This is a genomic window from Intestinicryptomonas porci, assembly GCF_033971905.1.
Classification (GTDB): Bacteria; Verrucomicrobiota; Verrucomicrobiia; order Opitutales; family Intestinicryptomonadaceae; genus Intestinicryptomonas; species Intestinicryptomonas porci.
In genome coordinates this window covers 81,607-103,128 of the sequence record NZ_JALBUT010000008.1, presented here as the reverse complement: position 1 = coordinate 103,128, position 21,522 = coordinate 81,607, and the positions used below count along the sequence as shown (strand labels likewise).

The following is a 21,522-nucleotide window of genomic DNA, read 5'->3' as shown; positions in this document are numbered from 1 at the left end:
TGCCAAAAGCCCCCAAAAAATCAAACAATATTTGATATTTTTTTGCGCAATGAAAATGGGGCAAACTTCAAAAAAATTCGGCAAAAATAAACTAAAAAAATTCTAAAAATTTCAAGTTCTTCTATGCGGTTGTTTTTTCTGAAATAAATTAAAAATTTTTAAACAAAAAATATTTTTCAAGGCTCTTCCCATATCTCCAAATAGAAGATATAAAAAAAGACTCCCCAAAAGAGGAGTCTTTTTATAAAATTCTTTTTCAATTAAGCTTCGGGAGAAATACCCTTACCGTCTCCAACTGTATCGTTTACCGAATCATTGGTGGTTGAAATTGCTTCCTGTGCGTCGGGAACTGAAACGGGAGCCGCTTCAGTCTGCGAAACAGAAGGCGTGGAAGCTGTTACGTTTGAACCGCCAACCGTGCCTGAAACACCTGCAGGAGTTGACTTGACATCAACAGCAGTCGATGTTTTTGCGCCGCGTTCGTCAGTTACGACAACATCGCCCTTAACTTCGCCCGCAGTTGTGATTTCCGGAGCAAATTCAACAACGGACTTGCCAACCAAAAGTTCCAAATTCGGATTGCCCGCTTTCGGGAATGTTGCGTTCAAAGTTACGGATTTTCCACCCATTTCACCCAAGTTCAAAGTCGAAACGGAAGCCGCAAAAGCCTTCAAGGCGTCTTGATGCTTAATATCGTCAGTAATAGACATTACAACGGCAACCAAAGTGTGTACAAGTTCAACTTCATTTACTTTTGCGGGCAAGTTCGGAGTTACGACAGAAATGACGTCAGAATCGACGCCTTTAATAGTCGTAATTTTGAGTTTACCGAATTTTGTATTTACTGTAGTTGAAACCGCATTGGAAGCGGGCTGGACAGCCGAAGCTTCGGGAGCCGCTGCCGCAGGCTGAGCCTGCTCCTGCGCAAAAGAAGTGAAAGCAGCAGCAGAAAGAGCCGCCATCGATACCAAAGTAGTTTTTAAGTTTTTCATTTTATTCCTTTCAAAAATATTTCGTCTTTAAGACTAATTTTGATAAAAGATTAGTTGCTTGAGCTTAAATATTCAAGTTTTTTTTTCAAAAAAATCAACTTTCCGATTTTGCGAAATCGATTTGCCGCTTAAACAAATCGACAGATTCCACATAAACCTTAATTTTATCGCCTGCCTTTATGGTTTTGCCCGTCTTGCGCCCGCGCATTACAGTGCCTTCGGCATTCAGGCGGTAAATATCATCGTGCAAGGTGTGGGTATGCACGAAACCATAAGCCATCGACTCCGTAAGCTCGACGAAAAATCCGTGCGAAGACATTGCCGTCACCACCGCCTCGAAAGTTTCATTGGTTCCTATCTTGCGCTCGAAAAATTCCAAAAGCTTTACTTTTTTGGATTCGCGTTCGGCGTCCGTGGAATTTTGCTCCGTCTTTGAAATATGGTTTGCAATGCCTTCGAGAGCGGCTTGGGAGTCCATAGACATTCTGCCTTTCGGCGCAGTCGCAAGCTTCATTTTCTGCATGTAAAAGTTCAACGCCCTGTGGACGGTAAAATCGGCATATCGTCTTATCGGAGAGGTAAAATGGGCGTAATAGTGCTTCATAAGCCCGAAGTGCCCGTCGGGAGATGCCCTGTACACTGCCCTTTTTAAGCTCTTTAAGAACTGCGTCTTTAAAATATAGCTTTGCGGATGGCTTGAAATTGCCGCAAGCGTTTTCACGATTTCCCTGCGCCTTGTCAAATCCCCGCAAAAAATTCCGAAAGGCTCCAAATATTCGCGCAAGTCCAAAAGCTTCTCCTCTTCGGGGTCGTCGTGGACGCGCGATATGAACGGAATATGAAATTCAAACAGTTCGCGGGCAACCGCCTCGTTTGCCGCAAGCATAAACTCTTCGACAAGCTGGTGGCTTTCGTCATTTTCCCTGCGGACGATTTTTTGGGCATAGCCCTGCTCATCGCAGAAAATCCTGATTTCGGGCATTTCCAAGTCAAAGCTTCCCTTGCGCATACGTTTCTTGCGAAGAATGGAAGCCAAGCCCCACATCTGCCTTATGGTTGTGCGCAATTTCTGCAAAAACGCGTCATCAAACTCGTCCAATGGCTTTCCCGTCGAACCCGTGGAATATTCCGCAGGCGGGCGGACTGCCTTTATTATGTTTAAGTCGTTTTCCTTCAAGAAAGCGTAAGCCTGCTCGTAAGTCAAACGCTTGGAGCTTCGTATCACGGAATTTGCAAAGCGTACTTTCTTGCAGTCCCCCGCGGCGTCAAACTCCAAAAAGACGCTCTTTACAAGCCTGTCCTTGTCTTCGACCAAACTGCATAATCCGTTTGAAAGCTCGAATGGCAGCATCGGCAAAACCGTGCCAACGAGATATGTCGAGTTGCCCCTGTTGCGCGCTTCCTTGTCAAGCGCGGTCTTTGGCTTTACATAGTAAGAGACGTCGGCAATGTGGACGCCTATTTCCAATATGCCGTTTGGCAGGCGCTTGAATGAAAGGGCGTCGTCGAAGTCCTTTGCATCGCTCGGGTCGATGGTAATTACAAACTCGTTTCGCAAGTCCAGCCTGCCCTCGATGTCTTTTTCAGAAACTTCTTGCGGAAGAGCTTTCACTTCGTCCAAAACTTCGCTCGGAAATTCCGTTTCAAGCGCGTACTTAATCAAAATCGCCTTGTATTCCGACATCGGAGTGTGGCTCTTGCCCAAATTTTCTACAATTTCCCCCGAAGGATTTATGTGCTTTTGCGTCCATTCAAAAAGCTTCACCACAACCTTGTCGCCCTCTTCGGGAACAGGTTTTATGCCGCTTTTTTTGGGGTCTGCCACTATAATGTCGTAAAAGAATTTGGGGTCGTCAGCCACAACGTGCCAGAAATTCATCGAACGCGCCAAAGTGCCGATTACGGTCGTGAGCTTGCGCTCGATTATGCGGATTACCCTCGCATATTTCTGCGAAACGGGCATTTCCTTTTCCCTGTTGCGGAACTTGCGGCGCGAACCGAACCGCTCGTCCAAAATTCGCGCAAGCACTTTGTCTCCGTTTAGCGCGACACCCGTGTCTTCGCTTCTCACTGAAATTGTTTCGCCGTTTTCAAGACGGATTTGCGCCCTGCCGCTCTGCTTGAATTCTATCGTTCCCGCGACAAGCCCCAAGTCTTTTGTGGCGCAGTACCTGTCTCCTTTGACGTGGGCGACGGTGCCTTCTTTTACCATTTTTTCGATGGTGTCGCGAAAAACAGGAAAATCCTTGCGCTTCAATTTGAGCGCGGCGGCTATGCCCGCGAGATTGGACGGAGCGTAGCTCTTGCTTTTTAGAAGCGACAAAATATTTAAAGATAGCATTTCCCTGTTCATTGCATTGTCCTCATTTCAATTGGAATTAAAAGCAGTATTGAAACCGCGAAAAGCAAAACGCAAAGCCTTGCGTTTGTAATATCGGTCAAAAATTTCGAAAAAAAGCTCAAAAGAAGCATCATCAAAAACAAGACGCCCCCCGCCGCCAACTTCAGCGCGGCAAGATTTTCACTCCCAGCGCCCAAAGCCGCAAAGCCTCCCGCCAAAATCGAAAAAAACATAAGAAACGTTGCCGAAAACAAAGCCTGCTTGCCAAGCCTCGCCACTTTTTCAAGAGAAAGATTTCCCCGCGCCGCAAGGCTGTTTGACTTTCCCTTTATAAGCCGACGCGAAAGCATGTACATTCCGCCAAGCGACGCCGAAAATGCCAAGAGCGCGTAGCTTGAAACCGCCAAAACGACATGCACAGAAGACAATGCGCCCATCGCGCGCCCCGCCGAAACGCCCTCGAAAAACTTTGGGCATAATACGGGCAAAACCGAAAACGCCGCCGCAAACAAATAGAACAAAAACGCGCCTATCTTCATCCTGAAAAAAAGAGATGACGCCATGAAAAAGAAAACCGAAACACAAACTATCGCCTCCGACAATTCGTAAGAGGTCGCAACGGGCATTCGCCCGAACTTAAAGGCAATAAAGCCCAAGCCGAAAGTCTGCGCCAAAAATCCCGCAACCGAAAAGCCCCACACGGCGGCGCGGGTTTTCTTCAAGTCGGAAAAGCTCCCCGACGCCGAAAGCAAATAGCAGATTGCGGCGGCGCAAAAAAGGAAAATCATAATTTCTGGCATTATAAAAAACTTTCTCTTTTTATGATTTCGGCAAACAGTTTAAGCTGGTTTTCCGAAGAGTTCAAGCAGTTTATGTATGAAAATTTTTCTCCGCCGCATTTCAGGAAATGCGAGCGCAAGTCTTTGTTTATATCAAGCAAAGTTTCAATGCAGTCGCAAAAGAACCCGGGGCAGACAACCGCAATGTTTTTCGCGCCCTCTTTCGCGAGTTTTTCGGCAACGCAAAAAACGTCGGGGCCAAGCCATTTTCCGAATTTCATTGCGGACTGGTAGGCAAGCTCGACCCTGAAATTAGCAAGCCTTTCGCGTATTTTTAAATGCGATTTTTGGCATTCATCTTCATAGTCAAAAATTTTAAGCTGTGATTTCGGAACAGAATGAAAGCTTGTTATGACGGCGTCGAAATTTTCCTTTTTTTCCAAGACGGAATTTGCGATTGCCGACGCATACTCCGACATTTCCGCATAACTTGCGGCGATTTTAAAATCGACAGCATTAAAGTGTTTTTTAATTTCTCTAATGGCGGGGAAAACCGTCGAGCTTGCAACCTGCGGATAACACGGGATAAAAAGTATTCTGCCTTTTGATAAATTTTGCGCGTCCATTTTTTTACGCAAAGACGCAAGGTTTTCGCCGCCGTAAACGCCCGCTTCAAAAACCCTGACGCCCAAATTGGCGGAAAGCTTTTTTGCCAAACTCTTGGCGTGGGAAAGCGACGCGGGCAAGACCCCGAAATCGTCGGAATTTTCCGCACAAGCCTTCAACTTTTCTGAAAAACTCCCCGCGCGTTTTTTCGCGATGCGCCAAGCCAAAAATTTGCGAAGGGGATATGGAAGGCTCAACACATTCCCGTCCCCCAAAAATTCGCGCAGGAAAATTTCACACTCTCCGCGCTCCATCGCGCGCGGGCAACCCAAATGCACAAGGACTGCCGCGTCGAAACTCATTGGCTTATTTTGCCTGCAAGCGCAAGAGCGTTTTCAATGCAGGAGCTTACGCCGACGCCACCGCGGTACGCGCCCAAAAGCTTGATTGTGGGAAAATCTTTTTCAACTTCGCGCATTTCTTCCAATATGTCTCCATAGCCCACATTGTACTGCGCGATTGCGTTTTTGTGGCGGAAAATCCTCTTAAAAATAGGTTTTCCTTTCAAGCCTATAAGGGCTTCCAAATCCTCCATTGCAATGGACTCCAATTCCTCGTCGCTCTTGTCGAAAAGCGAAGGATTGCGCATTCCGCCGATATAGCAGGTAATGGTTGCGCAATCTGCGGGCGCGCGCCCCTCAAAGACGCTCGAAACAAACAATGCCCCCAAAATTCTGTACTTGCTTTCAAGCGCGGGAACAAGCGCGCCAAAACCGTCGAGTTTGTGAGAAATGCCGCTTTTTTTAAAACCGAGAGTAAGCGACACCACGGGCGCGTATTCGATTTTATCCAAAAACGCCAAACGCGACGAAAGCGCGCCCGGAAGCGGAAGTTTTGAAATCTCCTTTGCGGGTACGGCAAAAACAATTTCGTTAAACACGTCGCAGTCGTCGGAGCTTTCGTTTGTCCAGCAAACCTGCCACGAACCCATGTCGTAATCTACGCTCGCGATTTTCGCGTTCAGAACAATGTCGTCCTTCAAGCTATCCTTGATTTTATCGACAAGCTCGACAAGCCCGTTTTTAAAGGAAATCATTATGGGCTTAAAGAAGTTCCCCGCGGCGATTTTTTCCTTCCGCGCCTTCATCGCGCCCTTGATTATCGAGCCATACTTCTGCTCCAAATTCCAAAACGGGGGAAAGGCGTGCTTCATCGAAAGCTTTTCGGGGTTGCCGCCGTAAATTCCCGCCATGAAAGGATTCATTCCGTAATCCAACGCTTCCTGCCCCAAGCGGTCTATGGTAAACTGCGCGACACTCGGATCTGAATCAGGGCTATGCTTTGCGATTTTCGGCTCCTTCAAAAAGCGCAATTTTCCCGCAAGCGAAAACAAGGGGCTTAGAAGCATTTTCAAGGGGCCCATAGGGACTTCGCAAATTTTTCCGTTTTTTACGAAAAAACGCTTCTTTGAAACTTCGCTCGAATTTGCGATGCGCGGAGCCAAACCGAGCTCTTCGATGAAATCCAAAGTTTTTTCGCTCTGCACCATGACGGAATTTGAACCGCTTTCAGCCCTGAATCCGCTTTCGTTGAAAGTGTTGATGACGCCGCCCGCCCTGCTCTTGGATTCCAAAACGACGACCTCAAAGCCTTTTTTCTTCAATGCGTAAGCCGCGCAAAGCCCCGAAATGCCCGCGCCGACAATTAAAATTTTCTTAGCCATAAAACACCTTGTTTTCTCTATTTTAAGATGACACCAAAAAAAGAATGTTCAATATAAAAATAAAATTCCCAAATGCCGAAACGCGCAATAAAATCGAATGTCTCGGAAATGAAATTTCTTATTTGCATCATCGTCAAAAAAGGCGGAATAAAAAGCTTTTTACAACTCGCTCGGGGAAAGCCACCTGAATGAAACGATTTTGAATTTGCGCCCGAAAGCCCCATGGGGGGAAAGCTTGTCGTCGCCGCTTTCAACGGGTTCGACCGAACGCTGGACAACGGCCTCGCAATACATTTTTGCGGAAGAGTCGGACATCGGGTTTTTGTATTCGCCAAACGCCCTGACAGTGAAAGTGTCCCCTCTCGCCGTTATGATGGGGCCTATCGCGTTTAAAATTTGCGACTGCTTCAAAACCGCGCCGGGAAGCCCCATGAAACGCTGGTATTTCTTGCCCAAAACGGTGCTGAATGAATTTTCCGCAAACTCCTCGCTGTTTTCGTACTCCTTAAAAACCTTGTTCACATTTGTAAGAGATGTGAGGGCTTCTCTTTTTTGGTAATTGAAATCGGTGTAAAAAGTACCCTTTTTGTTTGAATTTAAGTCATCGTTTTCCAGACGGTCGATTGCGGCGGATATGGTTCCCATGAGCGACTGGTAATTCAAACTCTCGTCGGACTTTGCCTGTGAATACGGGATAAGGCGGCGGTTCACAAAGTCGGCAAGGCTGAAAAACGGCGCCCTGCGCTTGACTTCGGCGACAATCTCGCGCGCAAGGCGGTCGATGTCGGACTTGCTGATGTTGCGCCCTGCCTGTGCGTCTCTAAATCCGAAGTTGAAAGTTTCATCTTGCGGAGACAAGAGCGGATTTAGGTTGCCGGGATTCGGCATGTAATATTCGTCGGGATTGGAAGAATTTACCGACTTTGGATAATCGCCTTCAAGGACAGATTTTTTTTGAGTTCCCAAAAGCCCGCCAAGCAGTGCCCTCCACGCCTCGTACGAAGTTGAATTTACGTTGAACGCGCCGTCAACCGCAATAAATCTCGCGGCGTTTTTAAGAGCGTCCTCCGAGCCGTACAGCTCGGATTTGTCTTCGGGCACAGACGCCAAAAAATTGCGGGTGTTGGGAAGGCGCATTCCCGCCTCTATGACAGACGGGGCGTTCTTTTGCGGGAAAGTCGAAAGGAAAAACCTGTCCCAAACAGAAGCGTTTAGAAGGTAAGATATGTCTATGAGCTCGTTTTCGTGAAGAACGCTGTCAGCTTTGTTTATGACCGCGTCGCGCCTTACGAACGGATTTGCAAAGCCTTCGGCAAAGGCGAAAGTCGGCTGCCAGACAAACATTGAAAGATTTGCGTTTGAAAATGCGGCAAGGCTCATCATGTCGTCTTTGTTGCGCGGATAATCGAATATCGGAATTACCAACGCCCAGTCTGTATTGTTCAAAGAACTGCCCGAAATTTTGCAGTCCATCAAAACGGGAGCAGTGTATCTGTCGGAAGAAGAGTACCTGTCGCCCGTGTTTCTATAATTTGAAATCCAGTCCATGCTTCCCCTTACCGCACTGCTATTCGGTATTTTTCCGTTCTCGTCAATGAGATTGTAGCTGTTCCAAGTGCCGCTTGAAATTTCAAAGTGAGTTTCGCTCAAAAGCGATTTCCGCGGAGGGTCGCTTTGCAGGCAGACAAGAGGCGCAACCATTCCGTGCGGCTTGTAAACGCGGCACGCCTCGCCGCTATCTCGCATGAAGTTTGAAAGCATCGGCCACGGCCACACTCTTGAAGAATTGTATATTCCGCCCCAGCCCTTCGGCGCGGAATAAGAACACATCGCCCATGAATGGGAAATCATCAAAATACTTTCTTTTTTGTCGGAATTTTTTGCGTTGTGGGCGTCGTCATAAGTGATGGAGTTTCCCTCTTTCAGCATTCCGAAAGGCTTGTTCGAACCGCTGCTTAAATTGTAGTATGGCGCGACACCCAAAGCAGTGTTGGCTTCCACATTCGATACAAAAGAAGTCCCGTTATTAAAAGTGTTGACTCCCAAAGCCCCGCCGACAAGCTCGCTTTTTTTCGGAATTCTCGGCAATATGCAATCGGGCATCGCCCCGTTTTCCCATTGGTAAATTCCGCTATCTTGAAAGTAGCCCGCAAGCCCGTAGCCTATCGAGCATGCAATTTGATACCAGCCGCAATTTGAAGGCTGCGCCAACGCCCCGTATCTGAAATATCCCCTGTACGCTGAAGAGCCTGTCCACTCTTTCATTATTGAATTGTCCCAACCGATAACCGTCGAAAAGCGGTAAGGCATGAATACTGAATTATGCTCGTTCTGCCCCTCTACAAACCAGTAGTCATTAAAGAAGCCCTTGCCGTTTGCGGTATTCGGATTTCCACCCTCGTTTAACGCGGTAAAATCCATCGAAGTCAAAAACTCGGGAGCGTTCTTGCCCGAAACCCGCCACAATTCACAGCTTGGGCGCGGAGGGAATTTCGTTTTCTCCTGCTCCCTTACGTTGTTTAAAAAATACGACGGGACAACCCTCCAGTTCGCGTGGAGAGTTTTAAGCTTTGAAGCCTGCAACACGCTCGGCTTTAAGATGCTGAAAGGATCGCTGTCCCAAACGGAAGAAAGGCTTTGCTTTGAAATGGTTGTGGAAACCCTCGCCCCAGAATTTACGGGAAAATACGCCCCCCCCTTGTTTGCCTCGATGGTGCGCGCGCTCGGGTGCGCCACAACTCCGGGCTCAAGCAACGGAAGCGAATTTATGTTTGTCGAACGCACCATGCCGTCGGCATTGCCGAACGAGGAATCGCGAAACTCCGCGGTTTTCTGAATGGTAAGCTCGACATTTTCGCCCGGGTTTAACGCGAGATCTTTAATGCCAAGCGAGATGGCGGGCATTCCCTCGTCTTTTAAATTGCCGCCGCTTCTGACGCCCTTTCCTCTCTTTAACATTCTGTTTTTCAAAACGTCTGTAAAATGCTTTTCAAAAGTTCCGTAAGACGAGCCTGCGCTGAAAACGGCATACGGATTATAATAATATGCAGTTTCCGCATTTTGAGGATCAACCAAATAGCGTTCTGTGTCGCCGCGGGCAATCAACGCTCCTATTCTTCGGTTGCTGCTTCCGTTAACGAGGCTTTCGGCGGCGAACACCTGTATGGTGTACGGCAAGCCGATTTTTAAAATATAGTCGGACCTTTCAAGCCTCACGCTGTGCGGATTCCAAATTCGGACGCGCGGATAGAACATGAGGTATAAATTTATGTTGTTGTCGGTTGACAAATTGTTGTCGTAAAAAAGCTGGAAGTGGTATGTTATGGCGGAAACCACGGGGAAAATACCGTGCTGAACCTCCGACGGGGTTGATTTGTGCCCGAGAGGCTCAACTGCGGTTTCAAACTTCGGGGTGCGCCCGTTTTCGCCGTCCGAAACCAAATTTGCAAAGCCTTTCAAAAGCCCCATTCGCGGCATATTTTGCGAATAGTCTGAAATCCCGAAATCGACGCCCGTATAGTCGGGGTCGGAATCTCCGCTTCCGCGTATTATCGGGTCGGAATCGTTAAGCCCTTTTCCCGTCTGCAAATATACGGTAAGATCCTCTTTAAGCCTGCCGTTTGCAACGTCAACGGGCAAGCCTGCGGATACCGCCGTATAGTCGCCCTTGTTGTCCTTTGCCCAATCCTTCAGGCTTGAATCGAGAATTGAAAATTCGTCCAAAGAGCTGATTTTTCTAAGAGCCAAGGCGGATTCTTTGGAAAAGGACGGCAAAAACGGATTAAGCTGCAATCTCGAAAGGCTTTCCAAGAAATCCAAATTTGAAATTTGCGCAATCCTCGCATCTGCGGGAGCGGAAAAAGACGCGGCATCTCCCATGTCCTCGCCGTCAAGATAGGTGTCGGGACGTGTCAGATTTATCTTCGCCTTGACGCTCTCGTCGCTCACCCACCAGGCGTAAGAGCCGTTTTTAAGCGGAATTTTTCCCGCCAAAACCTCTACTTCCCCCAACTTCGAAGAGGCTTCCACAAATCCTCCAAAGTCGCTCGGATACTCTTCAAGCTGCTTGTATTCCGCAAGCTTCACGACCTCGCCGTTAAGTTCGCGCAAAGACTGCGTTGCGGGATTTCTAACAGGCGCATTGCTCGAAACAAGCCAGCTTACCGCGTTTAAATCAAAAACAGACTCCCTGTTTTTCAGCCTGTCGGCATACTCCCTGTTTTTTTCCTGCAACTCAAGCGGAGTGGAAAATTCATCGCCCCTGTTTACCTTGAAAGCCCCCACCAAAAACGGAGAGCGGACATCGTCTATTTTAACTGTGTCGGGATCGGCGTCCAAAATCGTGGCAGGAGCTGAAACTGCCATGTCGGGGCCGAGAGACTTCTGCAAACTTGAAACCGCCGCGCTCAATCCAAGGAGGGCATTTGCGCGCGCCATGCGCTGTTCTTTTTGGGCGTTTAAAATGCGCAATTTTGAACTTATTATCGCCGAAAGCGTAAGAGTGAGCAAAACCATAAACGCCATCGCGCCTATGGCAAGCACAAGCGCAAACGCCTTGCGCTTTCTAACGTTTTTATATTGCATGATAGTAATTGGTATGGTAGTAAAAATTTATTTAATGTATAGTAAATACATATTTATATAATAAATCAATGAAAAAATTGCTACTTGCCATCTTGACAACATTGCCGCTGCTTTGTTTATCGGCAGAAAAAAGCAGAGTATTGGAAAATTATTCCTGGCCAAAACCAAACGTAAACACAACCGCATTTCATTTGATTTGGCTCGGGGAAGAAAATTCACAGCCCGCCCTTTACGCGCAAGTCGGAGAATACTATGCGCGCGTTCATTTCGCGCCCAAACAACAGCTTGGAGAAAAATACACCGTCGCAAAAAACAAAAAGATAAACCTTTTTTACAGGAAGCTCGAAGACGGTAAGGAATATTTTGAAAAGGCGGCAACTTTCAACGCCTCATCAAACAGCCTTGTATTGGGAATTATCCCCGAAAAAGAAAAACTCGAAACCAAAGTTGCCGACATTTCTTTTGAAAACATACCAATCGGCTCCTCCGCAATAATAAATCTGTCCCCTTACAAGATTGGGGCAACATACAAAAACAAGCTGCATTTTTTGAATTCGTTTGAAATTTGGAAAGCGGACTTCCCGATGAGGGGAAAATACAAAATGGGGCTTATTTCAATATTAGACACAAGAAAAAAGCCAAAGCTCATGATTCAAAGAATGCTCGGCGGAACCGAATCGGAGCGCGCGATACTCTATGTGTTCTCAACCAACATTCCGAAATCAGAAAGCATTCCGCTTGACACAAAACAGATTTTGCCGGTCGTTGAAAATTAAAAGACGCCCCCGCGCAAAATTTTGTATTTGAAAAAGAGACAGTTTTGAGTAAGACTGCGGTCAATCATTAAAAAAATATCCATGAGCGAAATTCCATACAAAATTTATTTAAACGAAAAAGAAATGCCTAATGCGTGGTATAACGTGCGCGCGGACATGAAAAAAAAGCCCGCCCCGCTTTTGAACCCGCAAACATTAAAGCCCATGACGGCAGGCGAACTCGAAGCAGTCTTCTGCGGCGAGCTTGTAAAGCAGGAACTCGACAACACAAACCAATATACGGAAATCCCCTCGGAAATTTTGGATTTCTATAAAATGTACCGCCCGTCCCCGCTAATCAGAGCATACTTTTTAGAAAAGGAGCTGAAAACTCCCGCAAAAATTTACTATAAATTTGAAGGCAACAACACCTCGGGAAGCCATAAGCTCAATTCCGCAATCGCGCAAGCCTATTACGCGAAAAAGCAGGGGCTGAAAGGCGTGACAACCGAAACGGGCGCGGGACAGTGGGGAACTGCCCTTTCAATGGCTTGCGGATTTTTCGGGCTGGACTGCAGAGTTTACATGGTTAAGTGCTCATACGAGCAAAAACCATTCAGAAGAGAAGTAATGCGCACTTACGGAGCGTCGGTAACGCCTTCGCCCTCAGACACCACGCAGGTCGGCAGGAAAATTTTGTCGGAACATCCCAACACTTCGGGAAGCCTCGGTTGCGCGATTTCGGAAGCGGTGGAAGCCGCAACAAACACCGACGGCTACCGCTATGTTTTGGGCTCGGTGCTAAACCAGGTTATGCTGCACCAGTCGATAATTGGGCTTGAATCGAAAATCGCGCTTGAAAAATACGGCATAAAGCCCGACATAATAATCGGATGCGCGGGCGGCGGTTCAAACCTCGGCGGATTGATTGCGCCGTTTATGGGCGAAAAATTAAGGGGTGAAGCCGATTACAGATTTATCGCAGTAGAGCCGGCATCATGCCCAAGCCTTACGCGCGGCAAATTTGCATATGACTATTGCGACACGGGCATGGTCTGCCCGCTTTCCAAAATGTACACGCTCGGTGCTGAATTTATGCCGTCTGCAAACCACGCGGGCGGATTGCGCTACCACGGAATGAGCCCGATATTGTCCCAGCTTTACGACGACAAGCTGTTGGAAGCAGTTTCCGTTGACCAGACTTCAGTGTTTGAAGCCGCCGTTAAGTTCGCGAGAGTTGAAGGAACTTTGCCGGCTCCCGAAAGCAGCCACGCAATCAAAGCGGCAATGGACGAAGCCTTGAAATGCAAAGAAACGGGCGAAGCAAAAACAATCCTCTTCGGCTTGACAGGCACGGGATATTTCGACATGTATGCCTACCAAAAGTACAACGACCGCCAAATGACCGACTATATCCCGACGGACGCGGAATTGCAGGAAAGCCTCTCTCGCCTGCCGAAAGTCGGCTGATAAATGCAAATTTTCATGGCGCGCGTTTTTGCGCGCCTTTTTTTGCGCCGTCTGCCCTGCCCGAAACACTGCGCCAAAGCATATTCATCCTGTCTTTTGCGTCTGCCAAAGCCCATTCTTTTTTTGCGGACAACTCCGAGAACGAATTAAGCCAAACCGCCGCCCTGAAACAATGCAAATCGCAAGGCTTTACATCGCCAAAAAGCTTCTTGAATTCGCCCGACTTCAAAAGCTCTAAACGGATTGCGTCGGCTGAAAGCCGTTCATCGTTTATTTTGGCCTTCCAGTATTCAAATTCAGAAAGGGAAGGCTCGCGGCAAAGCATTTCAAGATACGCGGTTTCTATCGCGCCCTCCGCCTCAAAATCTCCATAGCCGTACATTCTGAATCCGCCCAAATCTTCGCGCTTCTTACCAAAATTGCACGCAAGCAAATGAATGATATGCGAAACGCTTTTCTTGAATTCAGGCTGCAATTCACAGCCTTTGACAGTTTCAAAATCATATATGAAAGCGCACGGACCATCGGGAAGTTTATAGCGCAAGCCGTCTCCAATGCGCGAATATTTGGCAGTTGAAACATTTCCCTTTACAATGAAATTTTCAGCCCCCGAAACCGCAATGCCATAACCCATGCACTTGCCCGACATCTCGTTTTCCAAAAGCTCCCCGCCAACCAGGACTATGCCCGACTTCCCCGCATTCTTGCCCGGTCCCCAAATGTGCTTTCCTATCGGATACGCGATATGAACGCGCGCCCCCAACGCCTCCACAAAATTTTCCCTGACGCAAACACCTCGGTAATCATATTTTTTGTCGGAAATCAAATAATGTTTAACCGCGTCAACCATGTTTATCCCGCCCAAAGCCTCCCGCGAAACGGCGGCGACAGCATTTCTTTTAACCAAAGAACCCGACGCGCAAAAAACCACAATGCCGACATCAGTGGGATCTATGATTATGTTACCCTCGACTTTGGAGTTTTTCGAGGCAAGCGAAATTCCGTCGCCCCAAACAGGCAAAAACTCTCCCGCATGCGCCCCCGACCCGCGGCAATCCGCGCCCGACGAAAAGAAAAAATTGTCAAAGATGCCAATGTTCTTGGCAGGCTCGAAAACGTGCAACATCGACCACCCCCTGGAATTTAAAAACACACAGTTTTGAACAACCTGATTGTCGCCGCCGCGACCTCCCATCTGCACCAAACTATCGCGAATTCCAACCTTCCTGTTTTCGGAATACTTCGAACCGTCGAAAACAACATTTTTAACGACAACTCCCCGCACGCCCAATCCGTTTAAAAGCCGCGACTGAACATCCGAAACAAGCCTCAACACGGCATACTCCGAAGGATTTTTCGCGCCTTTTGTGTAAAGCTTTTGATTTTCTTTTTTGAAATTCAACGCACCGTCAAGCTCATAAACCACGTTCGGCTCCAAAACCAAATCCTCCCCCGAATTTAAAACCGACTGCAAAACCTCGCGCATGCCTTCTTTCACAACGGCTTTCGCAAACACCGGCAACATAAACAAGCTTGCAAACATAACAAGCAAAAACCTAAAAACCGCCATTGCATTAAACCAATTTAAATTGCCATACACCATAAATAAATATTCTGTAAAAATTTCCGCAAAGAACAATCTTAAAAAAACGGTTTGATAAAAGCAAAAAATAAGGAAACGAAATAGCGCGAGATTAAAAAATTTTCTTGATAGAAGAAAAAAAGAGGGTATAAAAGAAATCTTTAAAAAAAATGGGAGTGTAGCTCAGTGGATAGAGCAGCGGTTTTCTAAACCGTTGGTCGTGGGTTCGAGTCCCACCTCTCCCGCCATTTAAGAAAGCCTGCAAACAAGAGCGTTTGCGGGCTTTTTGTATTAAAGAGGTGGGACGAGAAGCCACGAAGTGGGTTCGACGACGAGGGCGGCGTATCGCGCTAACCCGAGACGGTAGCTTTTTACATCGTAAAAAGACCCCGAAGGGGCGAGCCGAGCACTAAGTGCGAGCGAGTACAATCCCACCTCTCCCGCCATTTAAGAAAGCCTGCAAACAAGAGCGTTTGCGGGCTTTTTTGTCGATAAATAAAGGGTTTCAAGCCAACTGCCCGAAAACAAAACACTCTTTATTTTTTCCCTGAAAGGAATTTTGCCGCGAGATCATTTAGAACTCTTTTTATATATGTCTTCAAGTTCATGCCTTCTTTCGACGCAAGACGGTTCAACACGGCAACGTCTTCCGTTTTCATTATCAATTTTATCTGAATCTTTGGAGAATTCATGCACTCTTGTTTTTTATTTTTCTTTTGGCATTTACGAAAGCAATTTAAAGTGTTAAACCATATTTTATCATAAAATGCAATCGCTTTTTAGTTATTTTATTGTTTTATTTTTAGACTAAAATAATATTTATCATTTTAAAAATGGTTTATTTTCATAAAAAAATCCCGTTTTCTCGGGATTTTCTGAAATGAACGCAATCCTTTGCTAAATAAATATGTAAAGCCTGTCGTTTTTGCGAAGTTTCTGCGGCACTTTCACGGATATTACATCGCCTTTTTTTGCGGATTTCACAGGCACTCCCGCACACAGCATATTTTGCGGCAAAAAGCGCACAAAACCCGTGGCGTCGCCCTCGACCTGCACTTCCTGACCCTCTTCAACCGAGGAATTGTCGATTGAAATTTTTGCGACACCGAGTTTTGAAAAATAGTTCAAGACATGCCCTAAAATCGTTTTGCGCTTTGAGGCATGATTGCCGAACGAAGTCCAATCTTGGGTGGGTTTTCCCATATAAAATCCCGACGAAAAGCCACGGTTAAACACGGAATTTAAGCGGTTTTGCAACTCCCCTTTTAAGGCTTCAAATTTCTCGCCAAAATCAGGCAACTTGCGGTTTGCGAAATAGAAATCGACGGCTTTTCTATATGCGCCGACGGTTTCAAAAACATAGTCCGCGCTTCGGTTTCTGCCTTCGATTTTAAGAGAATTAACGCCCGCTTCAATCAGCTTTTCGATAAACGGCAGAACGCACAAGTCTTTGGGGCTCATCACATAACCCTTGCCGACCAAAAAGCCTTCGTTGTCGCCGCGACCGTCGCTTACGAAATATTCCCTGCGGCACGGTTGCAAGCACTCGCCCCTGTTCGCGCTCTTTCCGCATTGGAAAAGCGACATAAAGCATCTGCCGCTCACCGAAACGCACATCGCCCCATGCGCAAAAACCTCGAAGGTGATTTCTTCCGCGACTTTTTTGCCCAGAATTTTTACGAGAGAAGAGCGTATCTTTTTTATGTCTGAAATAGAGCATTCCCTCGCAAGCACGAAACGTTTTATGCCGAAATTTTTATGGTACAAGGCAATGGCTTCGGCGTTTGAAACACTGGCCTGCGTTGACAAATACACCTCTATTCCAGCTTCGTTTGCGAATTTCAGCGCGGAATAGTCCCAAGCTATGATTGCATCGACGCCAGCTTTTTTTGCGGCGAAAACCGCGCGTTTAAGCTTAGGCATTTCGCTTTGGTAATAAATTGTGTTAAGCGTAAGATATTTGCGGACGCCTGCCAAATCGCATTTTTTGCAGAGCCTGCGCATTTGCGGAATGCTGAAATTCTTTGCGCCTGCTCGCATGTTCAAGCCCTCAATTCCGAAATAAACGGCGTCAGCCCCCGCCTTGATTGCCGCGTCCAAACATATCATATCGCCCACGGGCGACATCACTTCGGGTTTTTTCATCCTCATATTGGCATAACACCCTACTTAAATCGGATTGTCAACATATCTAAACAAAATAAAAATTGAAAAATCCGCAGTGTTGTGCAAAAAAATATATTAAAAACATGGAACTTTCCCAAAACATAAAGCTCGGGCAAATTCAACGTCCTACGCTTAAAATGTACCAGAGCTTGAAAATACTCCAAGCCTCCGCGCTCGATTTGCAAACGCTCATAAAAAGCGAATTAAACGAAAACCCGATGCTTGAAGAAATAAAGCCCGACTCCGAAACGCTTTCGCTCGACGGGCTGGAAAGCGGAGCGTCAACCCCTGACGCCCAAAAAGCCCACGACTATCTTTTGAATATCCAAACTCAAAGCGAATCGTTCGAGGAGCACCTGCAAAAACAGGCGGCGATGGAAATAAAAGACATTGAAATTCTGCGCGCGTTTTTGTTTTTGCAAAACCATCTCGATGAGCGCGGATTCTTGGAAGCCGACGCATTCGAGTGCGGAACCCGCGAAGGGCTGAAAAAACAAAATCTCGAAAAGGCATTGGAATTCATGCAGTCCTGCGAACCTGCGGGCGTAGGCGCGCGCGACTATCGCGAATGCTTTATGATTCAACTGCGCCAAAAAAGGCAGGAAAATTCTTTGGCCTTCAAAATTTTGGACAAGGCATACGAACTTTTGCAAAAGCGCAAGATAAAGGAAATCGCGCGCATGCTCGGCGCAAGCCCAAGCGAAGTCGAGACTGCAATTTCGCAAATAGCAACGCTTGACTTGGCTCCCGCAAAAAATTTTCAAACAGAAGAAGCCAAGGCGATTTTTGCGGACGTGAAATTTGAAAAAATCGGTGGAAAATGGCAAGCGTCTCTCACTAAGGAATATTTGCCAAAGCTTGCCATAAACGATTCCTACCGCCAAAAAATCGCAAGCGGGGCTATTTCAAAAAAGGAAGATAAGTCCTACATAAAAACAAAGCTGCGCGACGCAAAAAACGTCATAGAGGCAATCGAAAAACGGCAATCCACCCTGCTAAAAATCGCGAATGTCATTCTTGAAACGCAAATAGATTTCTTTGAGCATGGCATAGCCTATTTAAAGCCGCTCACAATGAAGAGCGTGGCGGAAAGGCTCGGACTGCACCACACAACAATAAGCCGCGCCATTGCGGAGAAGTACGCGCAAATTGAAACGAAACTTCTGCCGATGCGCTACTTCTTCTCAACGGGATACGCAAAAGAAAACGGCTTTGTGTCGAACACCTCGGTAAAGGACGAAATCAAAAAAATTGTAAAAAGCGAAAATCCGCGCAAACCCTATTCTGATTTGCAAATAGCGGAAATGCTAAACGATTCTGGACTGAACATTGCCCGAAGAACCATCGCAAAATATCGGGAAAGCCTGAATATTCCGCCAAAAAATTTGCGCAAGAAAGAAGCATAAAAAAAGGACGCCAAATTCACGGCGTCCTTTAATTTTTATTTTATGAAATTACTTTCTCCTGCGGTATGCCGCAAATGCGAGAGCAATCGCGCCGAATATCGCCGCGTATGTTGACGGTTCGGGAATTGTCGAAACATAGCTTATAATGAGGCTCTTGCTGTCTTCTGAAAGAGACCAGCTAACAATATCGCTTTCATCTCTTTTTATGAAGTTGAAAGAGTCGTTTGTAAACAAATCGGCAAGCGAATTGTTAGACTTCAAAATTGTGAATTCTGATTCGACTTCATTTAAAAGAATTTGCGTAAAGTCAACCGTTATGATGCCTTCAAAAACGGAAAACTTGTTTGCAAACAATGTCGATATGCCCGTATCGTCAATATTAAAGCGAAGTTCGCCGCCTACGATTTTGCCGTCAACAATGCCACTTCCGTAAACTTTAAGGTCGCTGTTGACATTAATGGTTGAACCCGAACCCTCAATCAGCAAAGTTGCCTTGCCACCAGTTGCGCTTGCATTAAACAATGTCGCGTTCCAAATTGAGGCAAAATTATTTGCGCCCTTAACTTGGAAAGAGGCTTCGCCGCCCGCAGAATTCGAGTCGGTTCCGATATTCAATGTAATGTGGGCTCCGCCGGGACGCTTAAATTCGACATTGCCGTCCAAAATAACCGCCGACGTCATTGTGGCGTCAGACTTTTTTGAAAGGTGAATGATCATTCCGCCGTCCTGATAAAAACCCGACTGCGCGCTACCCGTACCTTTGGCATACACAAATGTGTCGCCGGCAGAAGCATTGTTATTCCCGATATGAGAATCGCCATAAACGTACATCGCATTGTTTTCGCCGACCATCTCAACTTTTACCGTGCCACCTGTGGATTGGGTGGAAGTGCCGTTTTTGCCGATGTCAATACCGCTCTTTGTCCAAAATTCGGCATTGCTTCCGATTTCAAAGCTGTTCACCAAAGTGGAATTTTCCAAGCCCGAAAGCCCCATTTCCAGCTTGTCGATATGGACATAGCTCTTTGAAGAAGAATCTTCGTTGTAAAGTTTGGTCTGAACTTTGCCGCTTTCAAGTGCTCCAAAGCCATTTGTAAGCTGAATCCAGTTACCGCCGATGGCTACGGAAGAATTCCCACTAACTTCAATTGTCGCGTCATAAGAAGAAACATTGTTCCAACCGATTCTCACGTTTGTCCCGTTGGGATTTGAGGCAACCCTGCCCCAAGTAAGCGGATTTGCCTCTTTATCTCCAACCAAAACCGCGCCGTTTACGACAGTACCGTCAGTAAAGGCGATGTCGGCAGTCCTTGAATCTGCCCAAAATATGAAAGAACCCGTATTTGTTCCTTCCGCAAAATTAAATATCGTGTCCGAATATCTGTAATTATTGTTATTCGACGATATAAAATTGCCTCCCGATACCGTAATTTCCTGCGCCGCAAAGACGAGGGAAGTCGCCGCCAATGCAGATGCCGCTAATACATGCTTTTTCATGATTATAGGTAATTTATATATAGAATTAAAATAGAAAAATAAAACTTTTATAAAAGTATATCTGAGATTGACACAAGTCAAGAATTTCCGAATTTTTTTTACAAATTCAAAACAAAAGTTCACCTTTTCATTCCTTAATAATAATTGTTACCAGTATTACATTTCATTGCGCAAAAGAATAATGAGTACTGCACCATTTTTACAAAACCGCGTAAAAACAACCGCTTAATAAAAAAGCGGACAAGATAAAAATCTTGCCCGCTTTCAGAAACAATCAAAATTACTTTCTTCTGCGATATGCCACAAATGCGAGAGCAATCGCGCCGAATATCGCCGCGTATGTCGATGGTTCGGGAATTGAAGAACCAAGCGAAGCCACTTTCAAGAACAATGTGCTGTCTTCCCAGAAGAGATTTTCGCCTTCCGCCAAACTCCAAGTTTCGCCCATTTTGTCGGAATTTGCGATTGATATATTTGAAACATCAAAAGGTTCGAGTGTTTCCGTAAGCCTTATGAGAGCAACCACATATGTTTCGCCTGCATCAAAATCGCCATCAACCGAAAAATTTTCCAAATCGAGCGTGATTGTGAAATTATTCACATTTGCCAAATTCTTACCTGTCAAAATTGCGTCAATGGAATTATCCACAATAGTGTCATCAGCCACAAGCGACATTTTTGCAAAATCGACATCCTGCATTATGAAGTTCAAGAAAGAATTGGAGCGGTTTGCCTTAACTTCACCCGTGGAAACAGTCGCGGAACCGTAAATATTGATTGTTGACTGCGTACCCGCAGAGTCTGTCGTATAAATTCCGGCGGATGTCAAATTGCCCTTAATATCCCAAAGAGCCGTACTGTTTTGACCGAGAGAATGCGTACCGTTTACAGTAAGCAATGTCCCCGTTTTAAAAGTTGAACCTTTATCAATAAAAACAGTGGTATTGGAATTTTTAGTGCCCACACCCTGCAAATGGTTCCAAGTATTTGACGTAATCGTAAAAGTTGAATTACCCGTAATTTTCAAATTCAAGTCGGTATATTGCTCGTTTGCGAAATACGCCATCCAAGTGGTAAGGCTTGCGCCGTTTTGCAAAGTAACATTTACAGTGTTGCGGTTATCTTCCGTTGCGGCAGTTGCGTTGGCATTTGATACGCCGAAATTCACTCGGTTGGAAACATTTATCGTTGCTCCATCCAATACCATATTTGCAGACTTCAAATCAATTCTGGTGGCTTTAATATTGCCCAGGCTTGAATCTAATACGGTTGTGGAACCATTTGCGGAATCTAAAAAATACCAAGTATTATTATTTCCAATTCCCGGAACGGAAGTTGCAGGAGTTGTCCCTTCAACATCGGTCGTCCAATTATCAAGATTGGACCAATCAGTATCTGCATTGCCAGTTCTGTAAAAATCAGCGAAAGCAAAGCTTGCAACGCTTGTCATAACAAGTAGTAATATCAGTTTTTTCATATACATATAGGTTAAATAAGTTTTAATGAATTTTAAATTATAAGACTCTCAACAAATTACAAGCATTTTTTCATTTTTTTATTAACTGCCCCATATCCCCTCAAAAAAATACAAATACCGACTTTCAACGAACATAAAAAAACG

Annotated in this window: 15 protein-coding genes and 1 tRNA gene; 4 read left to right on the top strand and 12 right to left on the bottom strand. The window is 46.0% G+C overall.

Translation table 11 applies throughout. The features are described from left to right. Positions 1-260: 260 nt before the first annotated feature. The 6 genes from MOX91_RS07600 to MOX91_RS07575 form a co-directional block, all read right to left on the bottom strand. Positions 261-992, bottom strand: a complete 732-nt coding sequence (locus tag MOX91_RS07600) for a hypothetical protein (RefSeq protein WP_370397484.1) — start codon at positions 990-992, stop codon at positions 261-263. 94 nt (positions 993-1,086) lie between these two features. Further along, complete coding sequence (locus MOX91_RS07595) at positions 1,087-3,345, bottom strand: ribonuclease R family protein (protein WP_370397483.1); 2,259 nt, start codon at positions 3,343-3,345, stop codon at positions 1,087-1,089. Continuing rightward, positions 3,342-4,121, bottom strand: a complete 780-nt coding sequence (locus MOX91_RS07590; protein WP_370397482.1) for a hypothetical protein — start codon at positions 4,119-4,121, stop codon at positions 3,342-3,344. Before MOX91_RS07590 ends, MOX91_RS07595 begins: the two co-directional genes overlap by 4 nt. Positions 4,122-4,132: 11 nt before the next feature. Next, complete coding sequence (gene hemH / locus MOX91_RS07585) at positions 4,133-5,080, bottom strand: ferrochelatase (RefSeq protein ID WP_370397481.1); 948 nt, start codon at positions 5,078-5,080, stop codon at positions 4,133-4,135. Then, positions 5,077-6,441 (bottom strand): protoporphyrinogen oxidase, encoded by a 1,365-nt coding sequence (gene hemG, locus MOX91_RS07580; RefSeq protein ID WP_370397480.1) that lies wholly within the window; start codon positions 6,439-6,441, stop codon positions 5,077-5,079. Before hemG ends, hemH begins: the two co-directional genes overlap by 4 nt. Positions 6,442-6,600: 159 nt before the next feature. Then, on the bottom strand, positions 6,601-11,025 hold the full coding sequence (locus MOX91_RS07575) for a hypothetical protein (RefSeq protein ID WP_370397479.1): 4,425 nt from the start codon (positions 11,023-11,025) through the stop codon (positions 6,601-6,603). A gap of 68 nt (positions 11,026-11,093) precedes the next feature. Here MOX91_RS07575 and MOX91_RS07570 point away from each other — a divergent pair, with 68 nt between their 5' ends. Together MOX91_RS07570 and MOX91_RS07565 are read left to right on the top strand one after the other, a co-directional pair. Next, positions 11,094-11,801 carry a hypothetical protein gene (locus MOX91_RS07570; RefSeq protein ID WP_370397478.1) on the top strand — a complete coding sequence of 236 codons (708 nt, stop codon included), beginning with the start codon at positions 11,094-11,096 and terminating at the stop codon, positions 11,799-11,801. A gap of 75 nt (positions 11,802-11,876) precedes the next feature. Beyond that, positions 11,877-13,250, top strand: coding sequence for a TrpB-like pyridoxal phosphate-dependent enzyme (locus MOX91_RS07565; protein ID WP_370397511.1), 1,374 nt, complete (start codon positions 11,877-11,879; stop codon positions 13,248-13,250). A 13-nt stretch (positions 13,251-13,263) separates the two neighbouring features. Here MOX91_RS07565 and MOX91_RS07560 read toward each other — a convergent pair whose 3' ends face one another. Beyond that, positions 13,264-14,820 (bottom strand): DUF4214 domain-containing protein, encoded by a 1,557-nt coding sequence (locus MOX91_RS07560; RefSeq protein ID WP_370397477.1) that lies wholly within the window; start codon positions 14,818-14,820, stop codon positions 13,264-13,266. 184 nt (positions 14,821-15,004) lie between these two features. On the opposite strand from MOX91_RS07560, the gene MOX91_RS07555 reads away from it, so the two are divergent. Continuing rightward, positions 15,005-15,080 (top strand) — tRNA-Arg (locus MOX91_RS07555). Positions 15,081-15,123: 43 nt separating this feature from the next. On the opposite strand, the gene MOX91_RS07550 is transcribed toward MOX91_RS07555, so the two are convergent. The 3 genes from MOX91_RS07550 to MOX91_RS07540 form a co-directional block, all read right to left on the bottom strand. Beyond that, entirely contained in the window at positions 15,124-15,267 is a 144-nt protein-coding gene (locus MOX91_RS07550; RefSeq protein ID WP_370397476.1) for a hypothetical protein, read from the bottom strand. Between the two features lie 101 nt (positions 15,268-15,368). Beyond that, entirely contained in the window at positions 15,369-15,524 is a 156-nt protein-coding gene (locus tag MOX91_RS07545) for a hypothetical protein (protein WP_370397475.1), read from the bottom strand. Positions 15,525-15,729: 205 nt separating this feature from the next. After that, positions 15,730-16,977 (bottom strand): peptidase U32 family protein, encoded by a 1,248-nt coding sequence (locus MOX91_RS07540; protein WP_370397474.1) that lies wholly within the window; start codon positions 16,975-16,977, stop codon positions 15,730-15,732. Positions 16,978-17,081: 104 nt separating this feature from the next. Here MOX91_RS07540 and rpoN point away from each other — a divergent pair, with 104 nt between their 5' ends. Beyond that, the gene (gene rpoN / locus MOX91_RS07535; protein ID WP_370397473.1) at positions 17,082-18,404 is read left to right on the top strand and encodes an RNA polymerase factor sigma-54; all 1,323 of its coding nucleotides are present in this window, start codon (positions 17,082-17,084) and stop codon (positions 18,402-18,404) included. A gap of 48 nt (positions 18,405-18,452) precedes the next feature. Here the strand turns inward: rpoN and MOX91_RS07530 are convergent, their stop codons facing one another. Then, on the bottom strand, positions 18,453-19,901 hold the full coding sequence (locus MOX91_RS07530) for a PEP-CTERM sorting domain-containing protein (RefSeq protein ID WP_370397472.1): 1,449 nt from the start codon (positions 19,899-19,901) through the stop codon (positions 18,453-18,455). Between the two features lie 280 nt (positions 19,902-20,181). After that, on the bottom strand, positions 20,182-21,378 hold the full coding sequence (locus tag MOX91_RS07525) for a PEP-CTERM sorting domain-containing protein (RefSeq protein ID WP_370397471.1): 1,197 nt from the start codon (positions 21,376-21,378) through the stop codon (positions 20,182-20,184). Positions 21,379-21,522: the final 144 nt, after the last annotated feature.

Excerpts from the sequence above, each read along its gene's own strand:
- MOX91_RS07600 (WP_370397484.1), bottom strand. The coding sequence starts at position 992 with ATGAAAAACTTAAAAACTACTTTGGTATCGATGGCGGCTCTTTCTGCT.
- MOX91_RS07595 (WP_370397483.1), bottom strand. The coding sequence starts at position 3,345 with ATGAACAGGGAAATGCTATCTTTAAATATTTTGTCGCTTCTAAAAAGC.
- MOX91_RS07590 (WP_370397482.1), bottom strand. The coding sequence starts at position 4,121 with ATGATTTTCCTTTTTTGCGCCGCCGCAATCTGCTATTTGCTTTCGGCG.
- hemH (WP_370397481.1), bottom strand. The coding sequence starts at position 5,080 with ATGAGTTTCGACGCGGCAGTCCTTGTGCATTTGGGTTGCCCGCGCGCG.
- hemG (WP_370397480.1), bottom strand. The coding sequence starts at position 6,441 with ATGGCTAAGAAAATTTTAATTGTCGGCGCGGGCATTTCGGGGCTTTGC.
- MOX91_RS07575 (WP_370397479.1), bottom strand. The coding sequence starts at position 11,025 with ATGCAATATAAAAACGTTAGAAAGCGCAAGGCGTTTGCGCTTGTGCTT.
- MOX91_RS07570 (WP_370397478.1), top strand. The coding sequence starts at position 11,094 with ATGAAAAAATTGCTACTTGCCATCTTGACAACATTGCCGCTGCTTTGT.
- MOX91_RS07560 (WP_370397477.1), bottom strand. The coding sequence starts at position 14,820 with ATGGCGGTTTTTAGGTTTTTGCTTGTTATGTTTGCAAGCTTGTTTATG.
- MOX91_RS07545 (WP_370397475.1), bottom strand. The coding sequence starts at position 15,524 with ATGAATTCTCCAAAGATTCAGATAAAATTGATAATGAAAACGGAAGAC.
- MOX91_RS07540 (WP_370397474.1), bottom strand. The coding sequence starts at position 16,977 with ATGAAAAAACCCGAAGTGATGTCGCCCGTGGGCGATATGATATGTTTG.
- rpoN (WP_370397473.1), top strand. The coding sequence starts at position 17,082 with ATGGAACTTTCCCAAAACATAAAGCTCGGGCAAATTCAACGTCCTACG.
- MOX91_RS07530 (WP_370397472.1), bottom strand. The coding sequence starts at position 19,901 with ATGAAAAAGCATGTATTAGCGGCATCTGCATTGGCGGCGACTTCCCTC.
- MOX91_RS07525 (WP_370397471.1), bottom strand. The coding sequence starts at position 21,378 with ATGAAAAAACTGATATTACTACTTGTTATGACAAGCGTTGCAAGCTTT.